Source organism: Actinomadura monticuli, from assembly GCF_041463655.1.
Classification (GTDB): Bacteria; Actinomycetota; Actinomycetes; order Streptosporangiales; family Streptosporangiaceae; genus Spirillospora; species Spirillospora monticuli.
In genome coordinates, this window is sequence record NZ_JAXCEI010000007.1 from 300,696 (window position 1) to 325,131 (window position 24,436).

24 protein-coding genes and 1 pseudogene are annotated in these 24,436 nt (G+C 73.4%); 18 read left to right on the forward strand and 7 right to left on the reverse strand.

Features of this window, described 5'->3' with window-relative positions:
- The first annotated feature begins 130 nt into the window (after positions 1-130).
- Positions 131-829: a DedA family protein gene (locus SM611_RS18405; protein ID WP_371950863.1), complete on the forward strand. Its 699-nt coding sequence runs from the start codon at positions 131-133 to the stop codon at positions 827-829.
- 31 nt (positions 830-860) lie between these two features.
- On the opposite strand, the gene SM611_RS18410 is transcribed toward SM611_RS18405, so the two are convergent.
- Entirely contained in the window at positions 861-1,928 is a 1,068-nt protein-coding gene (locus SM611_RS18410) for an NAD(P)H-dependent amine dehydrogenase family protein (RefSeq protein WP_371950864.1), read from the reverse strand.
- 208 nt (positions 1,929-2,136) lie between these two features.
- Between SM611_RS18410 and SM611_RS18415 the strand changes: the two genes are divergently transcribed.
- The gene (locus SM611_RS18415; RefSeq protein WP_371950865.1) at positions 2,137-3,039 is read left to right on the forward strand and encodes an SDR family oxidoreductase; all 903 of its coding nucleotides are present in this window, start codon (positions 2,137-2,139) and stop codon (positions 3,037-3,039) included.
- 4 nt (positions 3,040-3,043) lie between these two features.
- Positions 3,044-3,841, forward strand: coding sequence for an enoyl-CoA hydratase/isomerase family protein (locus SM611_RS18420; RefSeq protein WP_371950866.1), 798 nt, complete (start codon positions 3,044-3,046; stop codon positions 3,839-3,841).
- Between the two features lie 193 nt (positions 3,842-4,034).
- Here the strand turns inward: SM611_RS18420 and SM611_RS18425 are convergent, their stop codons facing one another.
- Complete coding sequence (locus tag SM611_RS18425) at positions 4,035-4,877, reverse strand: sirohydrochlorin chelatase (RefSeq protein WP_371950867.1); 843 nt, start codon at positions 4,875-4,877, stop codon at positions 4,035-4,037.
- Between the two features lie 399 nt (positions 4,878-5,276).
- Between SM611_RS18425 and SM611_RS18430 the strand changes: the two genes are divergently transcribed.
- The 14 genes from SM611_RS18430 to SM611_RS18495 all read left to right on the forward strand — a co-directional run bounded on the left by SM611_RS18430 (position 5,277) and on the right by SM611_RS18495 (position 20,999).
- Entirely contained in the window at positions 5,277-7,862 is a 2,586-nt protein-coding gene (locus tag SM611_RS18430; protein ID WP_371950868.1) for a sensor histidine kinase, read from the forward strand.
- On the forward strand, positions 7,859-8,314 hold the full coding sequence (locus SM611_RS18435; RefSeq protein ID WP_371950870.1) for a roadblock/LC7 domain-containing protein: 456 nt from the start codon (positions 7,859-7,861) through the stop codon (positions 8,312-8,314). Before SM611_RS18430 ends, SM611_RS18435 begins: the two co-directional genes overlap by 4 nt.
- A 3-nt stretch (positions 8,315-8,317) precedes the next feature.
- Positions 8,318-8,698, forward strand: coding sequence for a DUF742 domain-containing protein (locus tag SM611_RS18440; RefSeq protein ID WP_371950872.1), 381 nt, complete (start codon positions 8,318-8,320; stop codon positions 8,696-8,698).
- The gene (locus SM611_RS18445) at positions 8,679-9,356 is read left to right on the forward strand and encodes a GTP-binding protein (RefSeq protein WP_371950874.1); all 678 of its coding nucleotides are present in this window, start codon (positions 8,679-8,681) and stop codon (positions 9,354-9,356) included. The genes SM611_RS18440 and SM611_RS18445 overlap by 20 nt, the downstream gene beginning before the upstream one ends.
- Before the next feature lie 116 nt (positions 9,357-9,472).
- Entirely contained in the window at positions 9,473-12,142 is a 2,670-nt protein-coding gene (locus tag SM611_RS18450) for a nitrate- and nitrite sensing domain-containing protein (protein ID WP_371951042.1), read from the forward strand.
- Positions 12,139-12,585, forward strand: coding sequence for a roadblock/LC7 domain-containing protein (locus SM611_RS18455; protein ID WP_371950876.1), 447 nt, complete (start codon positions 12,139-12,141; stop codon positions 12,583-12,585). Before SM611_RS18450 ends, SM611_RS18455 begins: the two co-directional genes overlap by 4 nt.
- A 1-nt stretch (position 12,586) precedes the next feature.
- Positions 12,587-12,976: a DUF742 domain-containing protein gene (locus tag SM611_RS18460; RefSeq protein WP_371950878.1), complete on the forward strand. Its 390-nt coding sequence runs from the start codon at positions 12,587-12,589 to the stop codon at positions 12,974-12,976.
- The gene (locus tag SM611_RS18465) at positions 12,957-13,562 is read left to right on the forward strand and encodes a GTP-binding protein (protein ID WP_371950880.1); all 606 of its coding nucleotides are present in this window, start codon (positions 12,957-12,959) and stop codon (positions 13,560-13,562) included. The genes SM611_RS18460 and SM611_RS18465 overlap by 20 nt, the downstream gene beginning before the upstream one ends.
- 219 nt (positions 13,563-13,781) lie before the next feature.
- Complete coding sequence (locus SM611_RS18470; protein ID WP_371950882.1) at positions 13,782-14,969, forward strand: ROK family transcriptional regulator; 1,188 nt, start codon at positions 13,782-13,784, stop codon at positions 14,967-14,969.
- 10 nt (positions 14,970-14,979) lie between these two features.
- Positions 14,980-16,488: a sugar ABC transporter ATP-binding protein gene (locus tag SM611_RS18475; RefSeq protein ID WP_371950884.1), complete on the forward strand. Its 1,509-nt coding sequence runs from the start codon at positions 14,980-14,982 to the stop codon at positions 16,486-16,488.
- Positions 16,485-17,522 carry an ABC transporter permease gene (locus SM611_RS18480; RefSeq protein WP_371950886.1) on the forward strand — a complete coding sequence of 346 codons (1,038 nt, stop codon included), beginning with the start codon at positions 16,485-16,487 and terminating at the stop codon, positions 17,520-17,522. The genes SM611_RS18475 and SM611_RS18480 overlap by 4 nt, the downstream gene beginning before the upstream one ends.
- Before the next feature lie 85 nt (positions 17,523-17,607).
- Positions 17,608-18,702 (forward strand): ABC transporter substrate-binding protein, encoded by a 1,095-nt coding sequence (locus SM611_RS18485; protein WP_371950888.1) that lies wholly within the window; start codon positions 17,608-17,610, stop codon positions 18,700-18,702.
- Positions 18,703-18,853: 151 nt separating this feature from the next.
- Positions 18,854-19,993 (forward strand): Gfo/Idh/MocA family protein, encoded by a 1,140-nt coding sequence (locus SM611_RS18490; protein ID WP_371950890.1) that lies wholly within the window; start codon positions 18,854-18,856, stop codon positions 19,991-19,993.
- A 1-nt stretch (position 19,994) separates the two neighbouring features.
- On the forward strand, positions 19,995-20,999 hold the full coding sequence (locus tag SM611_RS18495) for a sugar phosphate isomerase/epimerase family protein (RefSeq protein WP_371950892.1): 1,005 nt from the start codon (positions 19,995-19,997) through the stop codon (positions 20,997-20,999).
- A gap of 94 nt (positions 21,000-21,093) precedes the next feature.
- On the opposite strand, the gene SM611_RS18500 is transcribed toward SM611_RS18495, so the two are convergent.
- The gene (locus tag SM611_RS18500) at positions 21,094-21,948 is read right to left on the reverse strand and encodes an LLM class F420-dependent oxidoreductase (protein WP_371950893.1); all 855 of its coding nucleotides are present in this window, start codon (positions 21,946-21,948) and stop codon (positions 21,094-21,096) included.
- 65 nt (positions 21,949-22,013) lie between these two features.
- Here SM611_RS18500 and SM611_RS18505 point away from each other — a divergent pair, with 65 nt between their 5' ends.
- Positions 22,014-22,499 (forward strand): MarR family winged helix-turn-helix transcriptional regulator, encoded by a 486-nt coding sequence (locus SM611_RS18505; RefSeq protein WP_371950894.1) that lies wholly within the window; start codon positions 22,014-22,016, stop codon positions 22,497-22,499.
- 102 nt (positions 22,500-22,601) lie between these two features.
- Here the strand turns inward: SM611_RS18505 and SM611_RS18510 are convergent, their stop codons facing one another.
- The 4 genes and pseudogenes from SM611_RS18510 to SM611_RS18525 all read right to left on the reverse strand — a co-directional run bounded on the left by SM611_RS18510 (position 22,602) and on the right by SM611_RS18525 (position 24,435).
- Entirely contained in the window at positions 22,602-23,294 is a 693-nt protein-coding gene (locus SM611_RS18510; protein WP_371950895.1) for a cupin domain-containing protein, read from the reverse strand.
- Between the two features lie 194 nt (positions 23,295-23,488).
- A pseudogene (locus tag SM611_RS18515) lies at positions 23,489-23,741 on the reverse strand (alcohol dehydrogenase catalytic domain-containing protein); the annotation flags it as partial.
- Positions 23,742-23,767: 26 nt separating this feature from the next.
- Positions 23,768-24,169, reverse strand: coding sequence for a hypothetical protein (locus SM611_RS18520; RefSeq protein WP_371950896.1), 402 nt, complete (start codon positions 24,167-24,169; stop codon positions 23,768-23,770).
- Positions 24,166-24,435 carry a hypothetical protein gene (locus SM611_RS18525; protein ID WP_371950898.1) on the reverse strand — a complete coding sequence of 90 codons (270 nt, stop codon included), beginning with the start codon at positions 24,433-24,435 and terminating at the stop codon, positions 24,166-24,168. Before SM611_RS18525 ends, SM611_RS18520 begins: the two co-directional genes overlap by 4 nt.
- Position 24,436 lies beyond the last annotated feature (1 nt).

Here is a 24,436-nt window from a genome sequence, read left to right on the forward strand (position 1 = left end):
GATCATCGTCCGAACGGCCGATCCGGGCAAGGGAGCCTCGCGGCTACCATAACCGTCGGTAGCAGGTGTCAAACGGCCGCGACGCGGTCCCGGCGGGTGCGAGCCGGCCGGTACGAGATGGCGGGGGTCCATGCTCGAGCACTTCAACGCCCTGGTGGACGGCCTGCCGCCCGCGATGATCTATCTGATCATCGCGGCGCTGGTGTTCGCCGAGGCCGCCCTGTTCGTCGGGTTCGTGTTCCCCGGCGAGACCGCCATCGTCGTCGGCGGCGTCCTGGCCAGCCAGGACGTCCTGTCACTGCCGCTGCTGCTCGTCATCGCGGTGGTCGCGGCGGTCGCGGGCGACTCCGTCGGCTACGAGATCGGCCGCAGGTACGGGCCGCGGCTGCTGGACGTCGGGGTGATGCGCAAACACCGGGCGAAGGTCGCCGGCGCGCAGGACCTGATCCGCCGCCGGGGCGCGTTCGCGGTGTTCATCGGGCGGTTCACCGCGCTGCTGCGGGCGCTCATGCCGGCGCTCGCGGGCAGCTCCCGGCTGCCGTATCCGAAGTTCCTGCTGTTCAACGTCATCGGCGGCGTGACCTGGGTGGTGACGTTCACGCTCGGCGGGTACTTCGCGGGCACGGCGTTCGAGCACGCGGCGAAGCTCGCGGGCCGGGGCCTCGCGATCGGGCTGGCGGTGGCGGCCGTCGCGGGGCTCGCGGTGTGGAGCGTCCGCAGGCGCCGCCAGGAGGCCCGGGAGGAGGCCGCCGCCGAGGCCGCCGAGGACGCCGCCGAGGGGACCGCCGTGGGGGAGGGCGTGCCGGCGCCCGCGCGGCCGCTGCCCTAGCTGTACCTGGCCCGCGGAGGCGCTCGAACCGTCAGATGTGCATGCGGCCGCTGATCATCGGCAGGTCGAGGTAGGTCCGGATGCCGGGCTCGGCGGCGCACACGGCCGGGACGGAGTTCAGCGCGTGCCCGGACGCCGCGGAGATCACGTCGGAGACCCAGTCCTGGTCGATCGTGAGCGTCAGCGACGGGCGGCCGTCCACCCGCAGCGAGTAGCCGGGGCGGCCCCACTCGTCCGGCATGCGGGCGGCGTCGGCCTTGTGCACCACCTCGACGGTGATGACGGGACGCCCGGCGGCGAGGCCGCTGAACGTCCAGCGGGCGGCGGCGACGGTGCCGCGCGGGATCGGCCCGGCCGCGGTGGCGAGGTCGGTGCCGGCGAGCCGGTAGTCGACGTCCACGTCGATCTCGTCGAGGTCGACGCCGAGGCCCGCCGCGACGAGGTGCAGGCTCTCGGCGAACATCGACCGCATCGCGGCCCGGTTCGGCCGCAGCGCGCCCTGGTAGGCCTCCTCGGTCTTGCCGAAGCCGAGCATGTCGTGGACCATCCGCCAGGACGGGTGCCGGGCGAAGTCGGAGCACTCGCGGGCGTAGACGTGGGTGATGCGCCGGGACAGCCGCGACAGCACGAGCGGCATGACGTCGGCCATGAAGCCGGCGCTGACGCCGCTGCCGTGCACGGACGTCCCGCCCCGCTTGCACGCCTGCTCCAGCTCGCCGACGAACTGCGGGCCGTGCGCCCGCGGGTAGACGAGCCCGCTGAGGGAGATCAGGTTCTTGCCGGACGCCAGCAGCGCGCAGATCGTGTCGAGCTCGCTGAACCGGTCGTGCGCGGGGCTCGGGGCGTAGACGACGCAGTCGGCGTCCAGGGCGAGGATGTCGCCGATGTCGCGGGTCGCGGCGATCCCGACGGGGGCCCGGCCGGCCAGGGCGCCGGCGTCGGCGCCCTCCTTGGCGGGGCTGTGCACCCAGACGCCGGCGAGCTCCATGTCGTCGCGGTCGAGCACGCCCCTGATCGCGCTGCGTCCGAGCGCGCCGGTCGCCCACTGCACGACGCGGTACGGGCGGCGGCCGGTGGACGGCGCGTCGGCGGGGATCATCGAATCGGGACCTCCGTGCTCGCGGCTTCGTCGGAGACTACGCGGCAGCTCCGGTGAATTGCGGCATTCCACGCAACTTCCCCCGGACCCATCGTACGCCGGGAGGACCCCGGTGGAGCGCGGCCGAGCGAGATTCGGTTTAGTGGTACCACTTGGTAACCCCCGGATGATTTCCTGGGGGCGGGCCCCACGATGTGAGGAGAAACGAATGTCGGAACTGCGCTACGACGACCGGGTCGCGGTCGTGACCGGGGCCGGCCACGGCCTCGGCCGCCAGCACGCCCTGGAGCTCGCCGCGCGCGGCGCCAAGGTCGTCGTCAACGACCTCGGCGGCGACCGGTCCGGTGTCGGCGCCTCCGCCGGCCCCGCCCAGGAGGTCGTGGACGAGATCAAGAAGAACGGCGGCGAGGCCGTCGCGAACCCCGACAACGTCGCGACGCCCGAGGGCGCGCAGGCGATCATCCAGACCGCGCTGGACGCGTTCGGCAAGGTCGACATCGTCGTCAACAACGCGGGCATCCTGCGCGACAAGTCGTTCAAGAACATGTCCGTGGAGGAGTTCGACGCGGTCATCGCCGTGCACCTGCGCGGCTCGTTCCTGGTCTCCAACGCCGCCTGGTCGCACCTGCGCGAGCAGGGCTACGGCCGGATCGTGAACACCTCGTCGCCGGCGGGCCTGTTCGGCAACTTCGGCCAGGCCAACTACTCCACCGCGAAGATGGGCCTGGTCGGGTTCACCAAGACCCTCGCGCAGGAGGGCGCCAAGTACAACATCAAGGCCAACGCGATCGCCCCGGTCGCGTGGACCCGGATGACCGAGGACCTGCTGCCCGCCGACTTCGCCGACAAGCTCGGCGTCGACCAGGTGACCCCGCTCGTCGCCTGGCTCGTGCACGAGTCCAACGAGGACTCCGGCGAGGTCTACACCGTCGGCGGCGGCCGCATCGCGAAGATCTTCGTGGCGGAGGGCCCCGGCTACGGGCAGAACAGCACGCTCTCGGTCGAGGACGTCCGCGACAACTGGGCCGCGATCAGTGCGAACGAGCCGCTGACCGTGTTCCGGAACGTGGGCGAGCAGATGGGCCCCCTCATCCAGCAGCTCACCTCCTGAGCCATTGGGCGGGATCAAGCTCGACCGGCGGGACGGGGTGCTCACCATCACCCTGTCCCGCCCGGAGCGACTCAACGCCGTCGACGGCGCCCTGACCGAGGAGATGCTCGACGTCCTGAACGAGCTGGCGCGCGACCCGGACACCCAGGTGGTCGTGCTCACCGGCGAGGGGCGCGGATTCTGCTCCGGCATGGACATCCAGGGCGGCGACCCGGGCGGCGAGTCCGCGGAGGGCCGCGTCCAGCGGCTCTACCGGGGCATCGCCCGCGGCGCCGAGGTCACCGCGCGGCTGCGGGAGATCCCGCAGCCGGTGATCGCGGCGCTGCGCGGCCCGGTCGCGGGCATGGGGGTGTCCTGGGCGCTGGCCTGCGACCTGCGGGTCGCCGACCCGACCACCCGGTTCGTGGTGCCGTTCACCAACCTCGGCCTGTCGGCCGGCGACTGCGGGCTCTCCTGGCTGCTGCCGCGCCTGGTCGGCCCGGCGAAGGCCGCGGAGCTGTCCTACCGGGCGCAGCGGCTGGACGTGACCCGCGCCGACGAGCTCGGCCTGATCACCGAGATCACCGCCGAGGGCGCCGACCTGGCGGGGGCGCAGGCCCTCGCCGACGAACTGCTCACCAAGTCCCCGTACGGCCTGCGCCGCACGAAGGAACTGCTCAACGCGTCCCTGGACGCCCCCGGCCTCCGCCGCCAGCTCATGGCGGAGACGGCCGTCCAGACGCTCGCCTTCTTCAGCGAGGACCTCGCCGAGGGAATGACGGCGACCCTGCAGAAGCGCAAACCAGATTTCAAGAACCGCTGACTAAGCCCGAACCCCGGCCACAGGAACACGGGTCGGGCGGCCGGAGGGCGCCCCGCGCCCGCAGGCCGCCCGACCCGCCGAGCCGGGCGACCACAGCGACACGACACCAACCCGCACGGTCACACCTCACCCGCACAGTGGCGTGAGGATCGGCCGGCTCGTGACGGGGGTTCCAGGGGGTCGCCCCCCTGGCCTAGTCGGCCAGGGCGGTGGAGAGGGCCTCCACGAAGCGGAGGGCCGCGAGCCTGGCGAGGGCCGGGTGGGCGCCCAGCGGCGCGGAGTGGGCGGCGCCCACGGACGCGGCGGCGCGCGCGGCCACCGCCGCCTCGGGCTCGGGGCCGATCAGGTGCGGGGCGAGGGCGATGGACGTGGCGCCGGCCATGCGCAGCTGGTCCGCGGCGGCCTTGACGGACGCCTCGTCGTTCAGCGAGGCGGTGAAGACCGGGGCGGCGAGCCGGGAGGCGAGGAGCACGCCGGTGACCTCGGCCTGCCGGACGGCGGTCGCGTCGCCCGGCGTCGCGACGATGACGCCGGACGCGGCCGTCACCATCGTCATCAGCCGGATCCGGTCGGCGCGGGCGAGGCCGGCGTCGGCGAGCCGGTCGTGCAGCGCCTCGGCGATGAGCGGGTGCGGGCCGAGCGGCTCGGCGGCGACGGCGCGCACCGGCGCGGCGGCCACGGCGGCGTGGACGGCCCGGTCGAGCGCCGGGTCGGGGCCGGTGGACAGCGGCACCACGATGGCCGCGAGCTCGTCCTGCTCCGGCCGGAGCGCGGCGAGGACGGCGGGCAGGCTCGCCTCGTCGCCGTCCAGGTGCCCGACGTAGGCGGGCTGGCCGGTGTGCTCGATCTCGACGAGCCGGGCGAGCTCGGCGCCGGCCTCGGTGCCGGGCTGCCGGGCGTGCCCGGGCACGGCCAGGACCAGCGTGGGGGATCCGGGGGGCAGCAGGAAGGACTCGTCGCCGCGGTGCCGGCCGCCGCGGGGGGTGCGGCGCCGTCGCGACGGCAGTGCCTCGGATGCCTGGCTTTCGGGACTCACGGCGGGAATCGTAACGCCCTCCGGCCCGGGAGCCGTCCTCCCGGCCCGGCCGGCCGCGTTCCGCGGCCCGGCGGGCGCGACCTCGTTCCGGCCTCCGTCGTTGCCTGTATGGATCGCGGGTCTCCTTCCCGTGCCGGCGCGACGCGAGCGGTGGTGAAGAAGCAGAGTATGGCGCAATCCTCCGGAGCAACAGGGGGAAATGAAGTAAATTGTCCGGATTTGCCGCTATCTACTTGTGTGAGATACGGCAAGATCACCCAGACCGCTGGCATCACCGCAGGTGACGCGGAATGGTGCCAATGAGAGCGAAAGGCGCCAAAGGGGTTGCGGTCCCGTCGAGGGCCGCCTTTATGATCCAGGGACCCTACGAGGAGTCCGCGCCGGAACGGTCGAGGTCACATGAAAACCCCCCGTACGCGTTCGATCCGCTCGAAGGTGACCGCGCTGCTGCTCGTGCCGCTGCTCTCGCTCGTGGCACTGTGGGGGTACGCCGCGAGCGTCACCGGGCGGGACGCGCTGGCCCAGCGCAGATACCACACGCTGGACCGGACGTTCGCGCCGAGCGGCCAGGGCGTCCTGGTGGAGCTCGGCAAGGAACGCCAGGCGTCCGCGATGTTCCTCAGCACCCCGCGCTCCACCCCCGGCGGGTCGCCCGCCGCCCTCGTCGGCCAGCGCGCCCGCGTCGACCGGGCCGTCGAGCACTTCCGCCGCGAGGCGACCTCGGACGCCGCGCGCGGCGCCACCACCGAGGAGATGAAGAGCCGCATCACCGACGTCCTGCGCGCGCTCGGCGGGCTCGGCGGGCTCCGCGCGGCGGTCGACGGCCGGCTCGTCGACCGGCTGACCGCGATCGACAACTACGGCACGATGGTCGACGACATGCACCGGCTGTACGACGGCCTGGTCGTCATCGACGACTCCGACCTCTACAACTGGACGCTGTCCACCCGGCACGCCGGCCGCGCGATGGAGCTGCTCCAGCGGGAGAACGCGCTGGTCTCCTCCGCCCTGGTCACCCAGGGCCGGATGACGCCCGCCGAGCACCGGAGGTTCGTCGAGATGGTCGGCGAGCAGCGCTGGCAGTGGATCAAGCAGCGCTCGCTGCTCGACCCCGCCGTCTACCGGACCGGGACCGCGCAGGTCTTCGCGTCCCCCGGCTACCAGAGCTTCAAGGGCATCGAGGACCGGATCGCCGACGCCGACCCGCGCGAGCCGCTGCCCGTCAGCGCCCAGGACTGGCGCCGCAGCGCCGAGCCGCTGGTGCTCGCGGTCAACCGGATGGTGCTGGGCAACTCCAAGCGCGCCGGCGAGCACGCCGACCGGCTCGGCCGCGACGCCTACGTCCGGCTCGGCGCCGTCGGGGGCCTCGGCCTGCTGGCGGTCGCCGCCTCGGTGCTGCTGTCGCTGCGGTTCGCGCGCGGGTTCGTCCGCGAGCTGGTCGGGCTGCGCGGCTCCGCCGAGGAGCTGGCCGACCGGCGGCTGCCCGGCGTCGTCGCGCGGCTGAGCCGCAACGAGACCGTGGACGTCGCCGCGGAGGCGCCGCCGCCGACCGCGGGCAGGACCACCGAGATCGCCCGGCTCGCCGGCTCGTTCGCCAAGGTGCAGCGGACCGCCGTCGACGCCGCCGTCGGCCAGGCCGAGCTGCGCGCCGGCGTCAGCCGCATCTTCCTCAACATCGCCCGCCGCAACCAGTCGCTCCTGCACCGCCAGCTCACCATGCTGGACGGGCTGGAGAGCCGCGCCGAGGCCGACGACCTCGAGGACCTCTTCCGCATCGACCACCTCACCACCCGCATGCGGCGGCACGCGGAGAGCCTGATCATCCTGTCCGGCGCCACCCCGGGCCGCGGCTGGCGGCAGCCGGTGCGGTTCGCCGACGTGCTGCGCGCCGCCGTCTCGGAGATCGAGGACTACACCCGCGTGACCGTCCTCACCGACTCCGAGGACGGCCTGGTCGGCGCGGCCGTCACCGACGTCATCCACCTGCTCGCCGAGCTGATCGAGAACGCCGCGACGTTCTCCCCGCCCAACACCGAGGTGCGGGTCAAGGCCGAGCGGGTCGGCACCGGCTTCGCCGTCGAGATCGAGGACCGCGGCCTCGGCGTCAAGCCGGAGCTGCTCGCCGAGGCCAACCGGCGGCTCGCCGAGCCGCCCGACTACGACCTCGTCGACACCGACCAGCTCGGCCTGTTCGTCGTCGCGCGGCTGGCCGCCCGGCACGACATCTCCGTGACGCTGCAGCGGTCCCCGTACGGCGGCGTGACCGCGATCGTGCTGGTGCCGCACGAGCTGGTCGTCACGCAGGAGCAGATGGCCGCGGGCATGCTGCCCCCCGCGGGCGAGCCGGGCGGGGGCGAGGCCCCCGGAGCGTCCGGGCCCGCCCCGCTCGACGCCGCCTCCCCGCTGGACACCGTCACCGACGTCGAGCGGGCCGAGGTGCTGGTGCCCGCGCCGCGCGCGGAGGCCGTCGTCCCGCTGCGCGGCGCTTTGGTCCGGGACACCGAGCCGCGGGACGCCGAGGCCGCGCCGATGGAGGCGCCGATGGAGGCGCCGATGGAGGTGCCGCCCGTGCTGCCCGAGCTGACGGGCCCGTGGGGCGCCCCCGGAGCCCCGGAGCCCGCCGCCCCGCCGCGTCCCGCCCCGAACCCGTGGTCGGACGACGCCGTCCCGCAGGTGGCGGCCCCGGCGGACGGCGCCGCCGGCGACGAGGAAGACGGCGGGGAGGACGGCGCCGCCCAGGACGGCGCCGCCGACGACGATGACTGGCAGCCCGCGGGAACGCACGCGGGACTGCCGCGCCGGGTCCGGCAGAAGAACCTGGCGCCGCAGCTGCGCAAGCGGCCCCCGCCCCAGGCGCGGGCCGGCGCGGGCGTCTCCGGGGGCGTGGCACGCTCTCCCGAGGAGGCGCGCTCGCTGATGGCATCGATACAGCAGGGATGGCGGCGCGGCCGCGCGACGGATGTGGGGGAAGAGGAGACCCGATGATGCACAACACCGTGACGGGTGAGCTGAACTGGCTGCTCAACGACTTCGCCGAGCGAGTGACGACGGTGCGGCAGGCGGTGATCCTCTCCCGGGACGGCCTGGCCGTGGCCGCCTCCAACGAGCTGGCCCGCGAGGACGCCGAGCACCTGTCCGCACTGGCCTCCGGCGTGCAGAGCCTCGCGCGCGGCGCCGGCCGGCACTTCGCCGGCGGCAACGTGCGGCAGACCATCATCGAGATGGACGCGCTGCTGCTGTTCGTGACGGCCGCGGGCGACGGCACCTGCCTCGCCGTCCTCGCGGAGGCCGAGGCCGACGCCGGCCTCGTCGCCTACGAGATGGCGGTGCTGGTCAAGCGGGTCGGCCAGCACCTGCAGGCGAGCCCGAGGTTCGGCGCGCAGGCGGCCGGACAGGAGTTCGGAGGCGCCGGGGGGACCGCGCCGCGGGGCTTTTGACCGATGTCCCCGTCGGCAGAGCGGTGGCTGGACCGGGACGCCGGTCCGGTCGTGCGCCCGTACGCGATGACGCGGGGCCGGACCCGTCCGGACGGCGCCGGCTTCGAGCTCATCGCGGTCGTCGCCGCCACCGGCGTCCCGGCCGGCGACCGGCTGCGCTACAGCCCCGACCACGCGCGGGTGCTGCGCCGCTGCGCCTCGCCCGTCCCGGTCGTCGACCTGGCGGCCGACCTCGGGCTGCCCATCGGCGTCGTCCGGGTACTGCTCGGCGACCTGCGGGACGAGGGGCTCGTGGCGGTGGTCGCCGAGGCGCGGCCCGCGCCCGGCCGCCGCCCGCCGAGCGGCGTGCTGAGGGAGGTGCTCAATGGCCTCCGCGCACTATGACGGGCCCTCTCACGGGCCCTATGACGGGCCGAACCACCACCTGGCCGGGACGGCGCTCCGCCCGCTGGTCACCACCAAGATCCTCATCGCCGGCGGGTTCGGCGCCGGGAAGACCACGATGGTCGGCTCGATCAGCGAGATCCGGCCGCTGCACACCGAGGAGCCGCTGACCGACCGCGGCGCCGGGGTGGACGACGTGAGCGGCGTGGGCGGCAAGACCACCACGACGGTCGCGATGGACTTCGGCCGCATCACGCTGTCGGACCAGCTGCTGCTCTACCTGTTCGGCACGCCCGGCCAGGAGCGGTTCTGGTTCATGTGGGACGAGCTCGCGGCCGGCGCGATCGGCGCCGTCGTGATCGCCGACACGCGGCGGCTGAAGGGCAGCTTCCCCGCCATCGACTACTTCGAGCGCCGCGGCGTCCCGTTCGTCGTCGCGGTGAACTGCTTCGACGGGGAGCGGACGCACCGTCCGGAGGACATCGCGATCGCGCTCGACCTCGACCCCGGCGTCCCGGTGCTGCTCTGCGACGTCCGCCGCCGGGAGTCGTCCAAGGAGGTGCTCGTCGCGCTGATGGAGCACGTCCTGACCTGGCCTGACGCGGAGGACGCGGCGGACGGTGATCGGATGCACGATCATCGTGAAGCCGCGACGTAGTAGGCTCCCGCACACCCCCGTACTCCACGCATCGGGAGGTTTCCCCGCATGTCCCACCCCCCAATGCCGTTCGACGCAGTGCAGGAGGACGAGCGAGTGAGGGTCCGCCAGCCGTGATGGCCCGCGGTTTCTCCTCCATCCGGGCGAGGATCACCCTGCTGGTCCTCGTGCCGCTGCTCGCGCTCGCCGCACTGTGGACGTTCCTGACCGGAATCACCTACGGCGACGCGCACCAGCTGCTGCAGAGCCGCGCGTTCCAGGAGAAGACGGTGCTGCCCACGCAGCGGCTCATCGACGCGCTGCAGAAGGAGCGGCGGCTGTCGATGGCGGAGCTCGGCGGCGCCCGCACCGATCCAGGCGTGATGCGGACCCAGCGGCAGGCGACCGACCAGGCGGCCGACGACGTCCGCGCGGGCGCCCGCGACGGCGGGCTGCGGGGCGCGATCCAGCCCGTGGTCGTCCGGCGGCTGGACGCGCTCGTGGGCAAGCTCGGCACGCTGAAGTCCCTCCGCCGCGGCGTGGACGAGCGGACCGGCGGCCGCGCCCACGTGCTGGGCGAGTACAGCGAGCTGATCGACGGCGGCTACGCCGTCTACTCCGCGACCACGCCGGCGGACGGGCCGCTCACCGCCCGGGCCCGCACGCTCACCTCCTTCGGCCTGGCCCGCGAGTACATGGCCCGCGAGGACGCGCTGCTGACCGGGGCGCTCGCCGCGGGCCGCATCACCGCCGCCGAGCGCTCGGAGTTCGCCAAGCTCGTCGGGGCGCACCACACGATGCACCAGGTCAACGCCCGCGACCTGTCCGCGGACGACCACGCCCGCTACGAGCGGCTCATGTCGTCCCCGGCCTTCATGCACATGATGAAGCTGGAGGACCAGGTCATCGCGGGCGCCGAGCCGCCGGCGCGCCGCACCCGCACGACCGGGGCCGCCACCCCCGCGACCGGCGCCCCGGCCACGGGCACGGGCGGGACGGCCGCGACGCCGTCGAACGGCCACGGCGTCCAGCCGGCCACCCCGCAGGCAGGGCAGCCGCAGACGCGCGCCGGGCGGAGCGCGCCCGTCATCGAGCCCACCGTGTGGCGGTCCGTGGCCGACACCGTGAACGGGCAGCTGTACGAGCTGGAGAACCGGATCCTCGACGGCGTCGTCGCCCGCGGCCAGCACATCGCGGTCCGCGCGTTCACCCGGCTCGGCCTCGCCGGCGGCCTCGGGCTCCTCGCGATCGTGCTGTCGTCCGTCATCGCGGTCCGGGTGTCGCGGCGGCTGGTGCGCGAGTGCCGCACGCTCGCCGGCGGCGTCGTCGACTTCACCGTGAAGCGGCTGCCGAAGCTCGCCGAGAACATCATCGCCGGGCGCCCCGCCGAACCCGAGCCGGCGCCGGGGCTGGACTACCGCATCACCGAGATCCGGCAGATCGCCGAGTCGTTCGACCGCGCCCGCGAGGCCGTGCTGGCCTCCGCCGAGGGCGAGGTCGCGGCGCGGCGCGGCATCAGCGAGGTGTTCGTCAACCTCGCGCGCCGCAACCAGGCGCTGCTGCACCGCCAGCTCAGCCTGCTCGACACCATGGAGCGCCGCACCGAGGACCCGTCCGAGCTGTCGGACCTGTTCCGCCTCGACCACCTCGCGACCCGCATGCGGCGGCACGCCGAGGGCCTGGTCATCCTGGCCGGCAAGACCGCCGGGCGCGGGTGGCGCCGTCCCGTCCCGCTGGTGGACGTGGTGCGCGGCGCCGTCGCCGAGGTGGAGGACTACCCGCGCGTCCGGGTGCAGCCGCTGCCGCGCATCGCGCTGCTCGGCTCCGCCGTCGCCGACGTCATCCACCTGCTCGCCGAGGTGGTGGAGAACGCCACCACGTTCTCGCCGCCGCAGTCGCCGGTGCGGGTCAGCGGGCAGCCGGTCGCCAGCGGGTTCGCGATCGAGGTCGAGGACCGCGGTCTCGGCATGACCGAGGAGGCGCTGCGCGCCGCCAACGAGCGGCTCGCGAACCCGCCCGAGTTCGACCCGTCCGACAGCGCCCAGCTCGGCCTGTTCGTCGTGGCGCGGCTGGCGCAGCGGCACGACATCACGGTCACGCTCCGCCCGTCCCCGTACGGCGGGACGACCGCGATCGCGCTGATCCCCGGCTCGCTCATCGTGGAGACCGCCGACCCGGACACGGCGGTGCGCCGTCCCACCGGGCCGATGCGGGCGCTGCCGGACCAGGCGGCGGCGCTGTCGGCGTCCGCGCGCCCGGCGGTCGAGTCCGGGGGCGTGGTGCGGCTGGTGGCCGAGCCCATGGCGCCGGAACCGCCGCGCCCGGCCGCTCCGCCGGCGCCGCAGCCGCCGCCTCCGCAGCCGGAGCCGGAGCCCGCGCCCGCCGAGGCGCCGCTGAAGGACGGCGAGCTGCCCAAGCGCAGGCGGCAGACACACCTGGCGCCCCAGCTCAAGGAGCGGGTGGACGCGCACCTGGCCGCCCAGGGCCAGGCGCCGCCCGCACCGCAGGCACGGCCCGCACCACCGGCGCCGCAGGGTCCGCCGCCCGCTCCGGAGCCGGCCGGCATGCCGCTGGCCGCGCCCGTCCCCATGGACGAGGCGCCGCCGCCCGGCGAGCCCGCCGGGACCGGTCCGGCGGACGCGCCGCCGGACGACGGCGAGGCCCGCTCGGCCGAGGCGATGCGATCGATGCTGTCGGCCATGCAGGCCGGCTGGCAGCGCGGCAGGAGGGACGCCGCCGACGCGGAGACACCAGGCTCGGCGCAGGCGGCGCGGAACCCAGGCGACCAGGAGGACGACACCCCATGACACATGCCCAGCACTCCGGCGCGGAGGTTCCGGGCGGAGCCGGCGGTGACCTGAACTGGCTGCTGGACAGCCTCGTCCAGCGGGTCGCCCCGGTGCGGAACGCGGTGGTCCTGTCCAGCGACGGGTTGAAGATCGCCGCGTCCGCCGGCCTCGCCCGGGAGGAGTCCGACCACCTGGCCGCGGTCGCCGCCAGCTTCCAGAGCCTCGCGCGCGGGGCGGGGGAGTCGTTCGGCGGCGGCCCCGTCCGGCAGACCATCGTCGAGATGGAGTCGTCGTTCCTGTTCGTCACGGCCGCCGGGCGGGGCGCGTGCCTGGCCGTGCTCGCCGCCGCCGACGCCGACCTCGGGATCATCGCCTACGAGATGGCGATGCTGGTCACCCGGGTCGGGCAGCACCTGTCCGCAGATCCGCGGGTCGCCGCGGCCGAACCCGGCGGGCGGTGAGATGGGCGGCACGGCCTGGTACGACGACGCCGCGGGGCCCGTGGTCCGCCCGTACGCGGTCACCGGGGGCCGCACGCACTACGCCGGGGACGATTTCGACCTCGTCGCGCTGATCGCCGCCGCGGACCCGCCGGAGGCGGCGGACGACGCGCTTCCGGTCGCGCCATGGGCTCCCGAGCCCGAACATGACATGATCCTGGAGCTTTGCCGCACCCCGTTGTCGGTCGCCGAGATAGCGTCGGATCTGGAACTCCCCCTCGGGGTGGTCCGTGTCCTGCTCGGTGATCTGCTCGACCACTCGCTGATTCAGGTCCGGCGTCCCGCGCCGGTGGCGCAGTTTCCCAGCGAGCGCGTACTCAAGGAAGTGATCGATGGAATCCGTGCGCTCTGACGCGGCAGCCCAGCCGGGCGAGTCCGCGCTGACGGTGAAGATCCTCGTGGCCGGCGGTTTCGGCGTCGGCAAGACCACCCTGGTGAGCGCGGTCAGCGAGATCCGTCCGCTGCGGACCGAGGAGGCACTGACCGAGAAAAGCATCGGGGTCGACGACACCAGCGCCGTCGTGAACAAGACGACGACGACCGTCGCGATGGACTTCGGCCGCATCACGCTGCCGAACGGCCTCGTCCTGTTCGTCTTCGGCACCCCCGGCCAGGACCGCTTCTGGTTCATGTGGGACGAGCTGGCCAAAGGCGCGCTCGGCGCGGTCGTCCTGGTCGACACCCGCCGCCTCGCCGACTGCTTCGCCTCGGTCGACTACTTCGAGCGGCGCGGCGTCCCGTTCATCATCGGCGTCAACCAGTTCGACGGCGCCGGGTACCACTCGCACGACCAGGTCCGCGACGCCCTCGACCTCCCCCCGGACGTGCCCGTCATCTCCTGTGACGTGCGCGACCGCGAGGACGCCAAGAGGGTGCTCATCACCCTGGTCGAGCACATCATGCGGACCATGAGCGGGCGCCAGGCCGTCAGCTACTAGCGCGACCGCAACGGCCCGTACCCGCCGCGCTCTTCCGCGCGGCGGGTACGGGCCGTTGCGCATCCGCAACTTTGTCCTCTGAGTGAGGAAAGTTTGAATGATCTAGGGAAAAGCTCTTCTCAAGGCGGCGAAAGCGGGTTACGGTCTCGGGCATGAGACCGGGGTCACACGGCCCCGGGACGATTCCGAGAGGCCCGAAAGACCCGAGAGGACGGCGTGATGCGCATGTCGGCTCGTCCGCAGAACGTGCATCAGGCACGCCTGCTGCGGCTGCTGCGTGACGAGGGGCCGCGCTCGCGCGCCGAGCTGGGCGACGTCGTCCGGCTGTCCCGGTCGAAGCTGGCGGTGGAGCTGGACCGGCTCGTGGAGCTCGGGCTCGTCGAGGGCGCGGGCCTGGCGGCGTCGCGCGGCGGCCGGCGGTCCGGGATCGTGCGGCTGTCGCCGAGCCTGCGGTTCGTCGCCTTCGACATCGGCGCCACCTCGATCGACGTCGCGGTGACCGACGGCGCGCTGGAGGTCCTCGGCCACGTCAGCGAGCGGTGCGACGTGCGGCAGGGCGCGACCGTCGTCCTGGACCGCGCGCTCGACCTGCTCGGGAAGCTGCGGGACGAGGGGCTCGTCCAGCAGGTGCACGGCACCGGCATCGGGGTCCCGGGGCCGGTCAGCTTCCGGGACGGCATGCCGGTCGTCCCGCCGATCATGCCCGGCTGGGACCGGTTCCCCGTGCGGGACGCGATCGGGCAGGAGCTGGGCTGCCCGGTGCTGGTCGACAACGACGTGAACCTGATGGCGCTCGGCGAACTGCACGCGGGCCTCGCCCGGTCGGTCGACGACTTCCTGCTCGTGAAGATCGGCACCGGCATCGGCTGCGGCATCGTGGTCGACGGCGCCATCTACCGGGGCGTGTCCGGCAGCGCGGGCGACATCGGGCACATCCGGGTCGACGACGACGGGCCGATCTGCGCCTGCGGCAACGCGGGCTGCCTGGAGGCGTACTTCGGCGGGGCGGCGCTCGCCCGGGACGCGGAGGCCGCGGCGCGGTCGGGCAAGTCCGCGCAGCTCGCGGCGCTGCTGGAGACCCACGGGGAGCTGTCGGCCGAGCACGTCGGCGAGGCGGCGGCCGCGGGCGACCCGGTGGCCGTGCAGATCATCCGGGAGGGCGGCCGGCACGTCGGGCAGGTCCTCGCCGGCCTCGTCAGCTTCTTCAACCCCGGCCTGGTGATCATCGCGGGCGGCGTCGCGGGGCTCGGGCACACGCTGCTCGCCGAGATCCGCGGCGTCGTCTACCGCCGGTCCGCGCCGCTCGCGACCGGCAACCTCCCGATCGTGCTGTCCGAGCTCGCCGGCGCCGCCGGCGTGGTCGGCGGCGCCCGGCTCATCAGCGACCACGTCTTCTCCGCGTCCTGAGGAGGCCCCGATGGAACCCCTGCTGCTGATGCGCGGCATCGTCAAGCAGTTCCCCGGCGTCCGCGCGCTGGACGGCGTCGACCTCGACGTCCGCCCCGGCGAGGTGCACTGCCTGCTCGGGCAGAACGGCGCCGGCAAGTCGACGCTCATCAAGGTGCTCGCCGGCGCGCACCAGCCGGACCGGGGCGAGATCATCGTCGCCGGGGAGCCGGTCCGGCTCGCCGGGCCGACCGCCGCGATGCGCGCCGGGATCGCGACCATCTACCAGGAGCTCGACCTGGTCGACGGCCTGTCGGTCGCCGAGAACATCTTCCTCGGCCACGAGCGGGCGCGGTTCGGCTTCACCCGCCGCGGCGACGCCGAGCGCGCGGCCCGCGAGCTGCTCGCCCGGCTCGGGCACGGCGAGATCCCGGCGCGCCGCGAGGTCGGGCGGCTGCCCGCGGCGGGCAAGCAGGTCGTCAGCATGGCCCGCGCCCTCTCGCACGACGCCCGGCTGATCGTGATGGACGAGCCGTCCGCCGCGCTCGCGCACGACGAGGTCGCCAACCTGTTCCGCATCATCCGCGAGCTCACCGCCGCCGGCGTCGCGGTCGTCTACATCTCGCACCGGCTGGAGGAGATCCGCGAGATCGGCGACCGCGTGACCGTCCTCAAGGACGGCCGGGCCGTCGCGGTCGGGCTCCCCGCGAAGACCACCTCCACCGACCGGATCGTGTCCCTGATGACCGGACGCGACGTGGAGTACGTGTTCCCCGAGCGGCCGGAGCCGGGCGGCGACCGGGCCGACGTGCTCAGCGTGGAGAGGCTCACGCTGCCCGGCGCGTTCGAGGACGTGTCGCTCACCGTCCGCGCCGGCGAGATCGTCGGGCTGGCCGGGCTCGTCGGGTCGGGCCGCTCGGAGATCCTGGAGACGATCTACGGGGCGCGGCGGCCGTCGCGGGGACGGGTCCTCGTCGACGGCCGCCCGGTCCGCCCCGGCGACACGGGCGCGGCGGTGCGGCGCGGCATGGGGATGGCGCCGGAGGAGCGCAAGAGCCAGGCGCTGCTGATGAACGAGACGGTCGCCGGGAACGTCAGCGTCGCCGGGCTGTCCCGGTACGCGTCGTTCGGCTGGCTGAACCGCCGCCGCGAGCTCGCGGACGTGCGCCGCCAGATCGAGGCGCTCGACATCAGGCCGCCCGACCCGAGGCGCCCCGTCGTCACGCTGTCGGGCGGCAATCAGCAAAAGGTCGTCCTCGCCCGGTGGCTGCTCGACTCCTCCGGCCTGCGGCTGCTGATCCTGGACGAGCCGACCCGCGGCGTGGACGTCGGCGCCCGCGCCGAGCTGTACGCGGTGATCCGCGAGCTGGCCGCCCGCGGCATCGGGGTCCTGCTGGTCTCCAGCGAGGTCCCCGAAGTGCTCGGGCTCGCCGACCGCGTCCTCGTCGTCCGGGAGGGGCGCGTCGTGCACACCGGCGACGCCCGCGACCTCGACGAGTCCGCCGTCCTCAACATGATCATGGAAGGGAGCGCACTGTGACCGACACGCGTCCCTCGGCGGGGGTGCCCGGCCCGCTCGCCAAGAAGGCGGGCGGGGGCGGGCCGTGGCGGCCGTTCGCGCGGGGCGGCGGCGCCGGGGCCCGGGAGGTCCACCATCTCGGGCTGGTCGCGGCGCTGGTGCTGCTCGCGGTCGTCGGCCTGGTGACGGAGCCGGACAACTTCGCGACGTCCGGGAACGTCGTCGGCATCCTGGCGCTGGCCGCCACCATCGGCGTGATCACGGTCGGCCAGACCTTCGTGATCATCGGCGGCGGGATCGACCTGTCCGTCGGGTCGGTGATGGCCCTCGCCTCGGTGTGGGCGACCACGGTCGCGACGCAGTCCTACGGGCCGGCGGTGATGGCGCTGTGCGCGATCCTCGTCGGGACGGGCTCGGGGGTCGTGACCGGGCTGCTGATCTCCTACGGGCGCATGGTCCCGTTCATCGCGACGCTCGCGATGCTCGTCGCCGCGCGTGGCCTCGCGCAGCGGATGTCGGACCGCAAGACCCAGCTCGTCCGGCCCGAGAACGACGCCATCGAGGCGCTGTCCACCACGAAGCTGCTCGGGCTGCCGCTCGTCGTCTACATCTTCGCGGCGGTCGCGGTCGCCGGGTGGCTGCTGCTCAACCGCACCGTGTTCGGCCGCCGGACGTTCGCGGTCGGCGGCAACCCGGAGGCGGCGCGGCTCGCCGGCATCGACATCCGGCGGCACACCCTGCTGCTGTACGCGCTGTCCGGGTTCTGCTGCGGCATCGCCGCGCTCATCATCATGGCCCGCACCACCACCGGCTCCAGCACCCACGGCGACCTGTACGAGCTCGACGCGATCGCCGCCGTGATCATCGGCGGGACGCTGCTCACCGGCGGTCGCGGCACCGTCGTCGGGTCGATCCTCGGCGTGCTGATCTTCACCGTCATCACCAACCTGTTCATCCTGAACGGCCTGCAGACCAGCGACCAGCTCATCGCCAAGGGCGCGATCATCGGGATCGCCGTGCTGCTGCAGCGGCGCGGGCTCCGCTCGCCCACCTGACCCCGCCTCACCCCACGTCCAGCGCCGCGCGCCCCCGGGGAGGCGCGCGGCGGGGGACGGCCCATCCCTTCATCAGGAGCACGTCATGCGTGATCAGAGCCCCCGTCAGGACACCCGTCACACCCCTCACACCCCTCCCACCCGCAGAGGCGTCCTGTTCGGCGGCGCCGTCGTCGCGGCGGGCACCCTCGCCGCCGCCTGCACCAGCAACAGCGAGGGCGACGACGCCGCGCCGGCCGCGCAGGCCGGGTCGCTCGCCGGCGACAACGACAAGCCGGGCAAGCAGGTCACCATCGGGTTCTCCGCGCCGGCCGCCGACCACGGCTGGATCGCGGCGATCGCCAAGAACGCCGAGGCGCAGGCGAAGAAGTACAAGGACGTCACGTTCAAGCCGGTCGAGCCGACCAACGACATCAACCAGCAGATCTCCGCCGTCGAGTCGCTGATCCGGGCGAAGGTGAACGTGCTGGTGATCCTGCCGAACGACGGCGAGCAGCTGAACCAGGTCGCCCGCAAGGCCATGGACGCCGGCATCCCGGTCGTCAACCTCGACCGCGTCTTCCCCGACAAGCTGTCGTACCGGACGTGGATCGGCGGCGACAACTACGGCATGGGGGTCTCCGCCGGCCACTACATCGGCAAGAAGCTGAAGGACAAGGGCGTCTCGAACCCGGTGATCGTGGAGATCCAGGGCATCGCGACGCTGCCGCTGACGCAGGACCGCAGCAAGGGCTTCGCGGACGCGCTGAAGTCCTACGGCTTCACCGTCACCGCGAAGCAGGACGCGAAGTTCACCGTCGAGTCCGGCAACCAGGTCGCCTCCAACCTGCTGCAGGCGCACAAGAAGATCGACGCGCTGTGGAACCACGACGACGACCAGGGCGTCGGCGTGCTCGCCGCGATCAAGCAGTCGGGCCGCAAGGAGTTCCTCATGGTCGGCGGCGCCGGGTCCGCCAACGCCATGCGGGAGATCAAGGCGGGCGGCGGCGTCCTGGAGGCGACCGTCACCTACCCGCCGACGATGGCCGCGTCCGCGATCAAGCTGGGCCGGCTCATCGCGCAGGGCAAGGGCATGACGGACCTGGTGGAGCTGCAGATCCCGCAGTCGATCACGCTGGCGTCCGAGACGGTCACCAAGGACAACGTCGACACCTACATGCCGCTCGGCTTCGAGTCCTGAGCGACGGGGGCGCCGGCGCGCCCGCCCCGGTGACGGGGACGGGTGCGCCGGCCCGGCACCGGGCGGGCGCCGCGGCGCGACGACCGGCCGGTGCCCGGCCCGGGGGGCCGGGGCACGGCCCCGGCAGATGACACAGAGAGGTGAGCTGAACATGACGACCGTCGGAGTCGGGATGGTCGGGCACGCGTTCATGGGGCGTGCCCACTCCCAGGCGTGGCGCAGCGTGGGGCCGTTCTTCGGGCCGCCGCTGACGCCCGTCATGACCGCCCTGGCCGGACGCTCCGCGGGCCGGGCCCGCGCCGCCGCCGAGTCGCTCGGCTGGGCGTCGGTGGAGACCGACTGGAAGGAGCTGCTCCGCCGCGACGACGTCCAGCTCGTCGACATCTGCACGCCGGGCGACAGCCACGCCGAGATCGCGGTCGCCGCGCTCGACGCGGGCAAGCACGTGCTGTGCGAGAAGCCGCTCGCCAACACCGTCGCGGAGGCGGAGGCGATGGCCGCCGCCGCCGAGCGGGCGCGCGAGCGCGGCGTCCGGTCGATGGTCGGGTTCAACTACCGGCGCGTCCCGGCGGTCACCCTCGCCCGGAAGCTGGTGGAGGAGGGCCGCATCGGGACCGTCCGGCACGTCCGGGCGCAGTACCTGCAGGACTGGCTCGCCGACCCGGAGGCCCCGTTCACCTGGCGGATGGACCGCGACCGGGCGGGTTCGGGGGCGCTCGGCGACATCGGCGCCCACATCATCGACACCGCGCAGTTCATCACCGGGCAGTCGCTCGTCGGGGTGTCGGCGCTGCTGGACACCTTCGTCCCGGAGCGCCCGGTGCCGGGCGGCGGAACGGCGCGGGTCACCGTGGACGACGCGGCCCTGTTCATCGGGCGGACCGACGCGGGCGCGCTCGCCACCTTCGAGGCCACCCGCTTCGCCACCGGCCGCAAGAACTCGCTGCGCATCGAGGTCAACGGCTCGTCCGGCGCTCTGGCGTTCGACCTCGAATCGCTCAACGAACTCTGGTTCTACGACGGGACGGAGGACGCGGCGACCGCCGGGTTCCGCCGCATCGTCGTCACCGAGCCCGTCCACCCGTACGCGGGCCACTGGTGGCCGCCCGGCCACATCCTCGGATACGAGCACACCTTCACCCACCAGATCGCCGACCTGCTCACCGCCATCGCGGACGGCGCCGACCCGCGCCCGTCGTTCGCCGACGGCCTGCAGGTGCAGCGTGTCCTCGCCGCGGTCGCCGACAGCGCGGCGGCCAGGTGCTGGATCGACGTCGAGGGGAGCAACTGACATGGCACGACCGATCACCCTGTTCACCGGCCAGTGGGCGGACCTGCCGTTCGAGGAGGTCTGCCGGCTCGCGTCCGGCTGGGGCTACGAGGGCCTGGAGATCGCCTGCTGGGGCGACCACTTCGAGGTCGACAAGGCCCTGGCCGACGACTCCTACGTCCCGCGCAGGCTGGAGACCCTCGCCGAGCACGACCTGAAGGTGTGGGCGATCTCCAACCACCTCGTCGGGCAGGCCGTCTGCGACATCCCCGACGAGCGCCACCAGGCGATCCTGCCCGAGCGGATCTGGGGCGACGGGGAGGCCGAGGGCGTCCGGCGGCGCGCCGCCGACGAGATCAAGGACACCGCCCGCGCCGCCGCGAGGCTCGGCGTCGACACCGTCGTCGGCTTCACCGGCTCCTCGATCTGGCACACGGTCGCGATGTTCCCGCCCACCCCCGAGGCGATGGTCGAGCGCGGCTACGCCGACTTCGCCGACCGGTGGAACCCGATCCTGGACGTGTTCGACGAGGTCGGGGTCCGGTTCGCGCACGAGGTGCACCCGAGCGAGATCGCCTACGACTACTGGACGACCGTCCGGACCCTGGAGGCCATCGGGCACCGTCCCGCGTTCGGGCTGAACTTCGATCCGTCCCACTTCGTGTGGCAGGAACTCGACCCGGTCGGCTTCCTGTTCGACTTCCGCGACCGGATCTACCACGTCGACTGCAAGGACACCAAGGTCCGGACGGGCGACGGCCGCCGCGGGCGCCTCTCGTCCCACCTGCCGTGGGCCGACATGCGGCGCGGCTGGGACTTCATCTCCACCGGCCGCGGCGACGTCCCCTGGGAGGACGTGTTCCGCGCCCTCAACTCGATCGGCTACGACGGCCCGATCTCGGTCGAGTGGGAGGACGCGGGCATGGACCGTCTCCAGGGCGCCCCGGAGGCGTTGGAGTTCGTCCGCGCCCTCAACGCCATGACCCCGCCGGAGGGCGCGTTCGACGCCGCGTTCTCCTCCGACTGACCCGGCGGTGCGCCGCCCGCCGTGAGGCCACGCACGGTGGGCGGCACACCGCTCCCCAACCTGCTCCGCCTCGACGCGCCGCAGCCCTCCGTGGTCATGAGGCGGGGCGGGCGCCCAGCTTGCCCGGGGCATGGTCCCTGACGAACTGCTCCAGGTCGGACGCAGGGACGCCCATCGGCGGGACGACGATGAGCCGGTCGACTCCCAGCTCCCCATAGACCCGGACGAACTCCGCGTCAGGGAGCTTCGGCGGGCTGACCGAGACGTGCAGCGGCGTGGCCCGCCCGGCCTCCTCCTCGGCGGTGCGCAGCCGGGTGAGAAGATCGGCGGCGGCGCGGCGCCCGAGCATCCACCCGTACCAGCCGTCCGCATACCGCGCCGCCCGGCGCAGCGCCGCCGGGCTGTGCCCACCGGTCACGACGGGGATCGGCCGCTGCACGGGACGCGGATGGGCGTCCACGTCCGCGAAGTCGACGTGGCGGCCGTGGAAGGCGGGCTCGTCGTCGCACCAGAGCGATCGCATGGCCGCGAGGTACTCGTCCGTCCGTGCCCCACGTCCCTCCGCCGGGACGCCGACGGCGCGCAGTTCCGGCTCCAGGTATCCGGCGGCTGTACCGAAGATGAGCCGCCCTTCACTGAGGACGTCGATACTGGCGAGTTGCTTGGCGAGGATCAGCGGGTTCCGCTGGGGCAGTACGACGACCCCGGTACCCAGCGCGATGCGCTCCGTGCGGGCGGCGAGATGGGCGAGGGCGACCAGTGGATCGAGGATCGGATCGCCGGGCTCCATCGGGGACGGTCCGACGCGCGGGCTGGGCAGGACGACATGGTCCCCGACCCACACCGAGTCGTACCCGAGCTCCTCGGCCAGCTCGGCGACGCTGGCGGCCGTGCGCGGCTCGGTGCAGGCGTACATGTTGAGGGCGAAGAGTCCTAAAGTCGGCAGCATTCCTCAATAGTCGAAGTTTTCTATGATCGAGTCAACCGGTGATCGAGCTGCTATAACATGCAGCCATGGCGGAGGGCTCCATGCGGGACGGACTGCCGGAAGGGCTCGCGTCCGTGACCGGCTTCCAGCTGTCCAAGTGCGGATGGTGGCTGGAGCAGCGGCTGGAAGAGGAGTTGAAGCCGCTAGGCATCCGCGTGCGGCACTTCCTCGTACTGGCGATGCTCAGCACGTCAGAGACTCTGTCGCAGCAGGAAATGGCCGGCTACCTGCTGCTCGACCCCACCCTGATGGTGGGCCTCATCGACGACCTGGAGACTCGCGGCCTCTGCGAACGCACCCGCGACCCCCGCGACCGCCGCCGCCACTCCGTCCGCATCACCGAAGACGGCCGAGACCTCCACGACCGCGCACGCGCACTGGCAGACGAAGTAGGCGCAGACGTCTTCGGTCCCCTGTCCTCTGACGAACTCCGCACAGTCGTCAAGGCGATGGGCCGAGTCATGGAACCATTCTGGGCCGAACAAATGATCCGCCCACGCCGCAAACGCTGACGCGGGACGAAATGAACCGGCTCCTGCGTCGTGTTCTCAGGGCCCGCCGGCGTTCCGCATGCCGCTCCGGGCCGCGCGGATGGTCCGGCCGCGCCGTGAACGCTAGGGGAGGGCGTGGAAGTCGGTGAAGTCGAAGCCGGGGGAGACGACGCAGCTGACCAGGACCTCTTCTTCCCCGGCGGGACGAGCCGCCTGCCAGACGCCGGGCGGGACGACGGCCTGGGGGACCTGCCCATCCGCCAGGTCGCTGCCGAGCATGACCGTCTCCGGGTTTCCGGACGGGCGTTCGCCGTCGCCGTCCAGGAGCAGCGCCAGCGGTCCGCCCTTGTGCCACAGCCACACCTCGGCGGAGCGGACGACGTGCCACATCGACTCCTCGCCCGGCGGCAGCAGGAAGTAGATGCCGGTCGCGCTGGCCCGTTCACCCGGATAGCCGTCCGGTGTGAAGGCCACGTCCGACCGCCACGTCTCCCGGTACCAGCCGCCCTCGGGATGCGGCAGCAGGTCGAGCGCCGCCGCCGTCGCGGGCCGGTCGAGGAGCGCGGCGTGCAGGCCGTCCGGCCCGCGCCGCAGGTAGCGGACGCGGGCCGCCGCCGTTCTGTCGATCACCCCGCGGGCCGGCACCGCGCCCGGCTCGGGATCCAGCGTGACCGCGATGACCTGCCCCTCTTCGAACACGTCGTCGGCGACGGCGAGCGCGCCCTCCTCGGGCGTCCAGGCGGCACCGGTCTCGGGCAGGACGAAACGCGGGCCGGGCTCGGCCTCCCAGGCGTCTAGCGTCGTGAGCAGCAGCACGCATCGAGCCTAGTGCGGCGACCACGAACGTCGACCGGGTCGCCGCGTCGTTCACCTGCGGCGTGTTGTTGTTATCCGGCGGCTCATAACAACAACACGCCGCAGGTCAACGCACCCCGCAGCGTCCCGGCGTCGGCGAGTGCGGCGATCTGGGTCATCGCGTGGTGGTCGGGCTCGACCAGCATGGTCTGCGTGACCTCGTCGCCGGGCTTGTGCAGCGTCACCCCGATCCCGACCTTCTCCACCACACCGGACACGTCCCACCCCAGGGTGAACGGCGGCTTCCCGAGGAACCCGCCGCCCGCCCGGTGCTTCCAGTCGGTCGGGTTGACCCCGGCCGCCCGCACCCGCACGAGCACCTCCGTGGGCCCCGGCTCCGGCCGCTCCACATCGACCACCTTGAGCACCTCGGGCCCCACCCAGCACGGTCTGCCGGACCGCCCGCATCATCCCGGCCATGCGCGATCTCCTCATCATGAAGGCCAACGTCGACCAGCCTTCCCCGGGCGCGCCGTCCGAACGAGTGGCGAGATCGCCAACATCCGCCAGAATCGCGCTATCCGGCAGCGGGCCGACCGAGGCCGCAGCCTTCGCCGGACGATGTGCGCTTCGCGTGAGAACGGTGCCAGCCGTGCGGCGATGTCCTCGGCCGTGCCGGTCAGATCATGGCAGGGCCTCAGCGGGTCTCCAGTGGAGGAGACGAACCAGGGCACGCCGCCCACCCCGGCCTTGACGTGGATGCTCTCGCCGATCTGTGGAAGGTCGGGGGAGAAGACGTGCAGCAGGACGGGGATGCGCTCGTACCGAGGCCGTGTCGACAACCCTGCCGCGTCGAGTTCGACGGCGAGGGCATCGAGGTACTGCTCGGCGTTCACCCTTCCCGCCAGACGACGGCGCCGGTCCCCTCGTCCCGCCACGCTTCGGCGACCGTTCTGAGGTGGATGTAGCGGACGCGGCCGAGCGGGTCGAGCGCGACCCGGCGAACCGACCCCCACCCCTCGGGTCCGCAGTCGCGGAGCACCCGGTGGACATGCCGCATCGCGGCGTCCCGGTCGCCCGTCACCCCTGACCAGCCGGCGTCGCCGCCTCGGACGTCCCAGACGAAGATCGTGCGCGGTCCCCGCGTGGGCGGCTCGCTCACC

Bases quoted from the DNA above. Each gene is read 5' to 3' on its own strand.
- SM611_RS18405 (WP_371950863.1), top strand. From the start codon at position 131: ATGCTCGAGCACTTCAACGCCCTGGTGGACGGCCTGCCGCCCGCGATG.
- SM611_RS18410 (WP_371950864.1), bottom strand. From the start codon at position 1,928: ATGATCCCCGCCGACGCGCCGTCCACCGGCCGCCGCCCGTACCGCGTC.
- SM611_RS18415 (WP_371950865.1), top strand. From the start codon at position 2,137: ATGTCGGAACTGCGCTACGACGACCGGGTCGCGGTCGTGACCGGGGCC.
- SM611_RS18430 (WP_371950868.1), top strand. From the start codon at position 5,277: ATGAAAACCCCCCGTACGCGTTCGATCCGCTCGAAGGTGACCGCGCTG.
- SM611_RS18435 (WP_371950870.1), top strand. From the start codon at position 7,859: ATGATGCACAACACCGTGACGGGTGAGCTGAACTGGCTGCTCAACGAC.
- SM611_RS18440 (WP_371950872.1), top strand. From the start codon at position 8,318: ATGTCCCCGTCGGCAGAGCGGTGGCTGGACCGGGACGCCGGTCCGGTC.
- SM611_RS18445 (WP_371950874.1), top strand. From the start codon at position 8,679: ATGGCCTCCGCGCACTATGACGGGCCCTCTCACGGGCCCTATGACGGG.
- SM611_RS18450 (WP_371951042.1), top strand. From the start codon at position 9,473: ATGGCCCGCGGTTTCTCCTCCATCCGGGCGAGGATCACCCTGCTGGTC.
- SM611_RS18455 (WP_371950876.1), top strand. From the start codon at position 12,139: ATGACACATGCCCAGCACTCCGGCGCGGAGGTTCCGGGCGGAGCCGGC.
- SM611_RS18460 (WP_371950878.1), top strand. From the start codon at position 12,587: ATGGGCGGCACGGCCTGGTACGACGACGCCGCGGGGCCCGTGGTCCGC.
- SM611_RS18465 (WP_371950880.1), top strand. From the start codon at position 12,957: ATGGAATCCGTGCGCTCTGACGCGGCAGCCCAGCCGGGCGAGTCCGCG.
- SM611_RS18470 (WP_371950882.1), top strand. From the start codon at position 13,782: ATGCGCATGTCGGCTCGTCCGCAGAACGTGCATCAGGCACGCCTGCTG.
- SM611_RS18475 (WP_371950884.1), top strand. From the start codon at position 14,980: ATGGAACCCCTGCTGCTGATGCGCGGCATCGTCAAGCAGTTCCCCGGC.
- SM611_RS18485 (WP_371950888.1), top strand. From the start codon at position 17,608: ATGCGTGATCAGAGCCCCCGTCAGGACACCCGTCACACCCCTCACACC.
- SM611_RS18490 (WP_371950890.1), top strand. From the start codon at position 18,854: ATGACGACCGTCGGAGTCGGGATGGTCGGGCACGCGTTCATGGGGCGT.
- SM611_RS18495 (WP_371950892.1), top strand. From the start codon at position 19,995: ATGGCACGACCGATCACCCTGTTCACCGGCCAGTGGGCGGACCTGCCG.
- SM611_RS18500 (WP_371950893.1), bottom strand. From the start codon at position 21,948: ATGCTGCCGACTTTAGGACTCTTCGCCCTCAACATGTACGCCTGCACC.
- SM611_RS18505 (WP_371950894.1), top strand. From the start codon at position 22,014: ATGGCGGAGGGCTCCATGCGGGACGGACTGCCGGAAGGGCTCGCGTCC.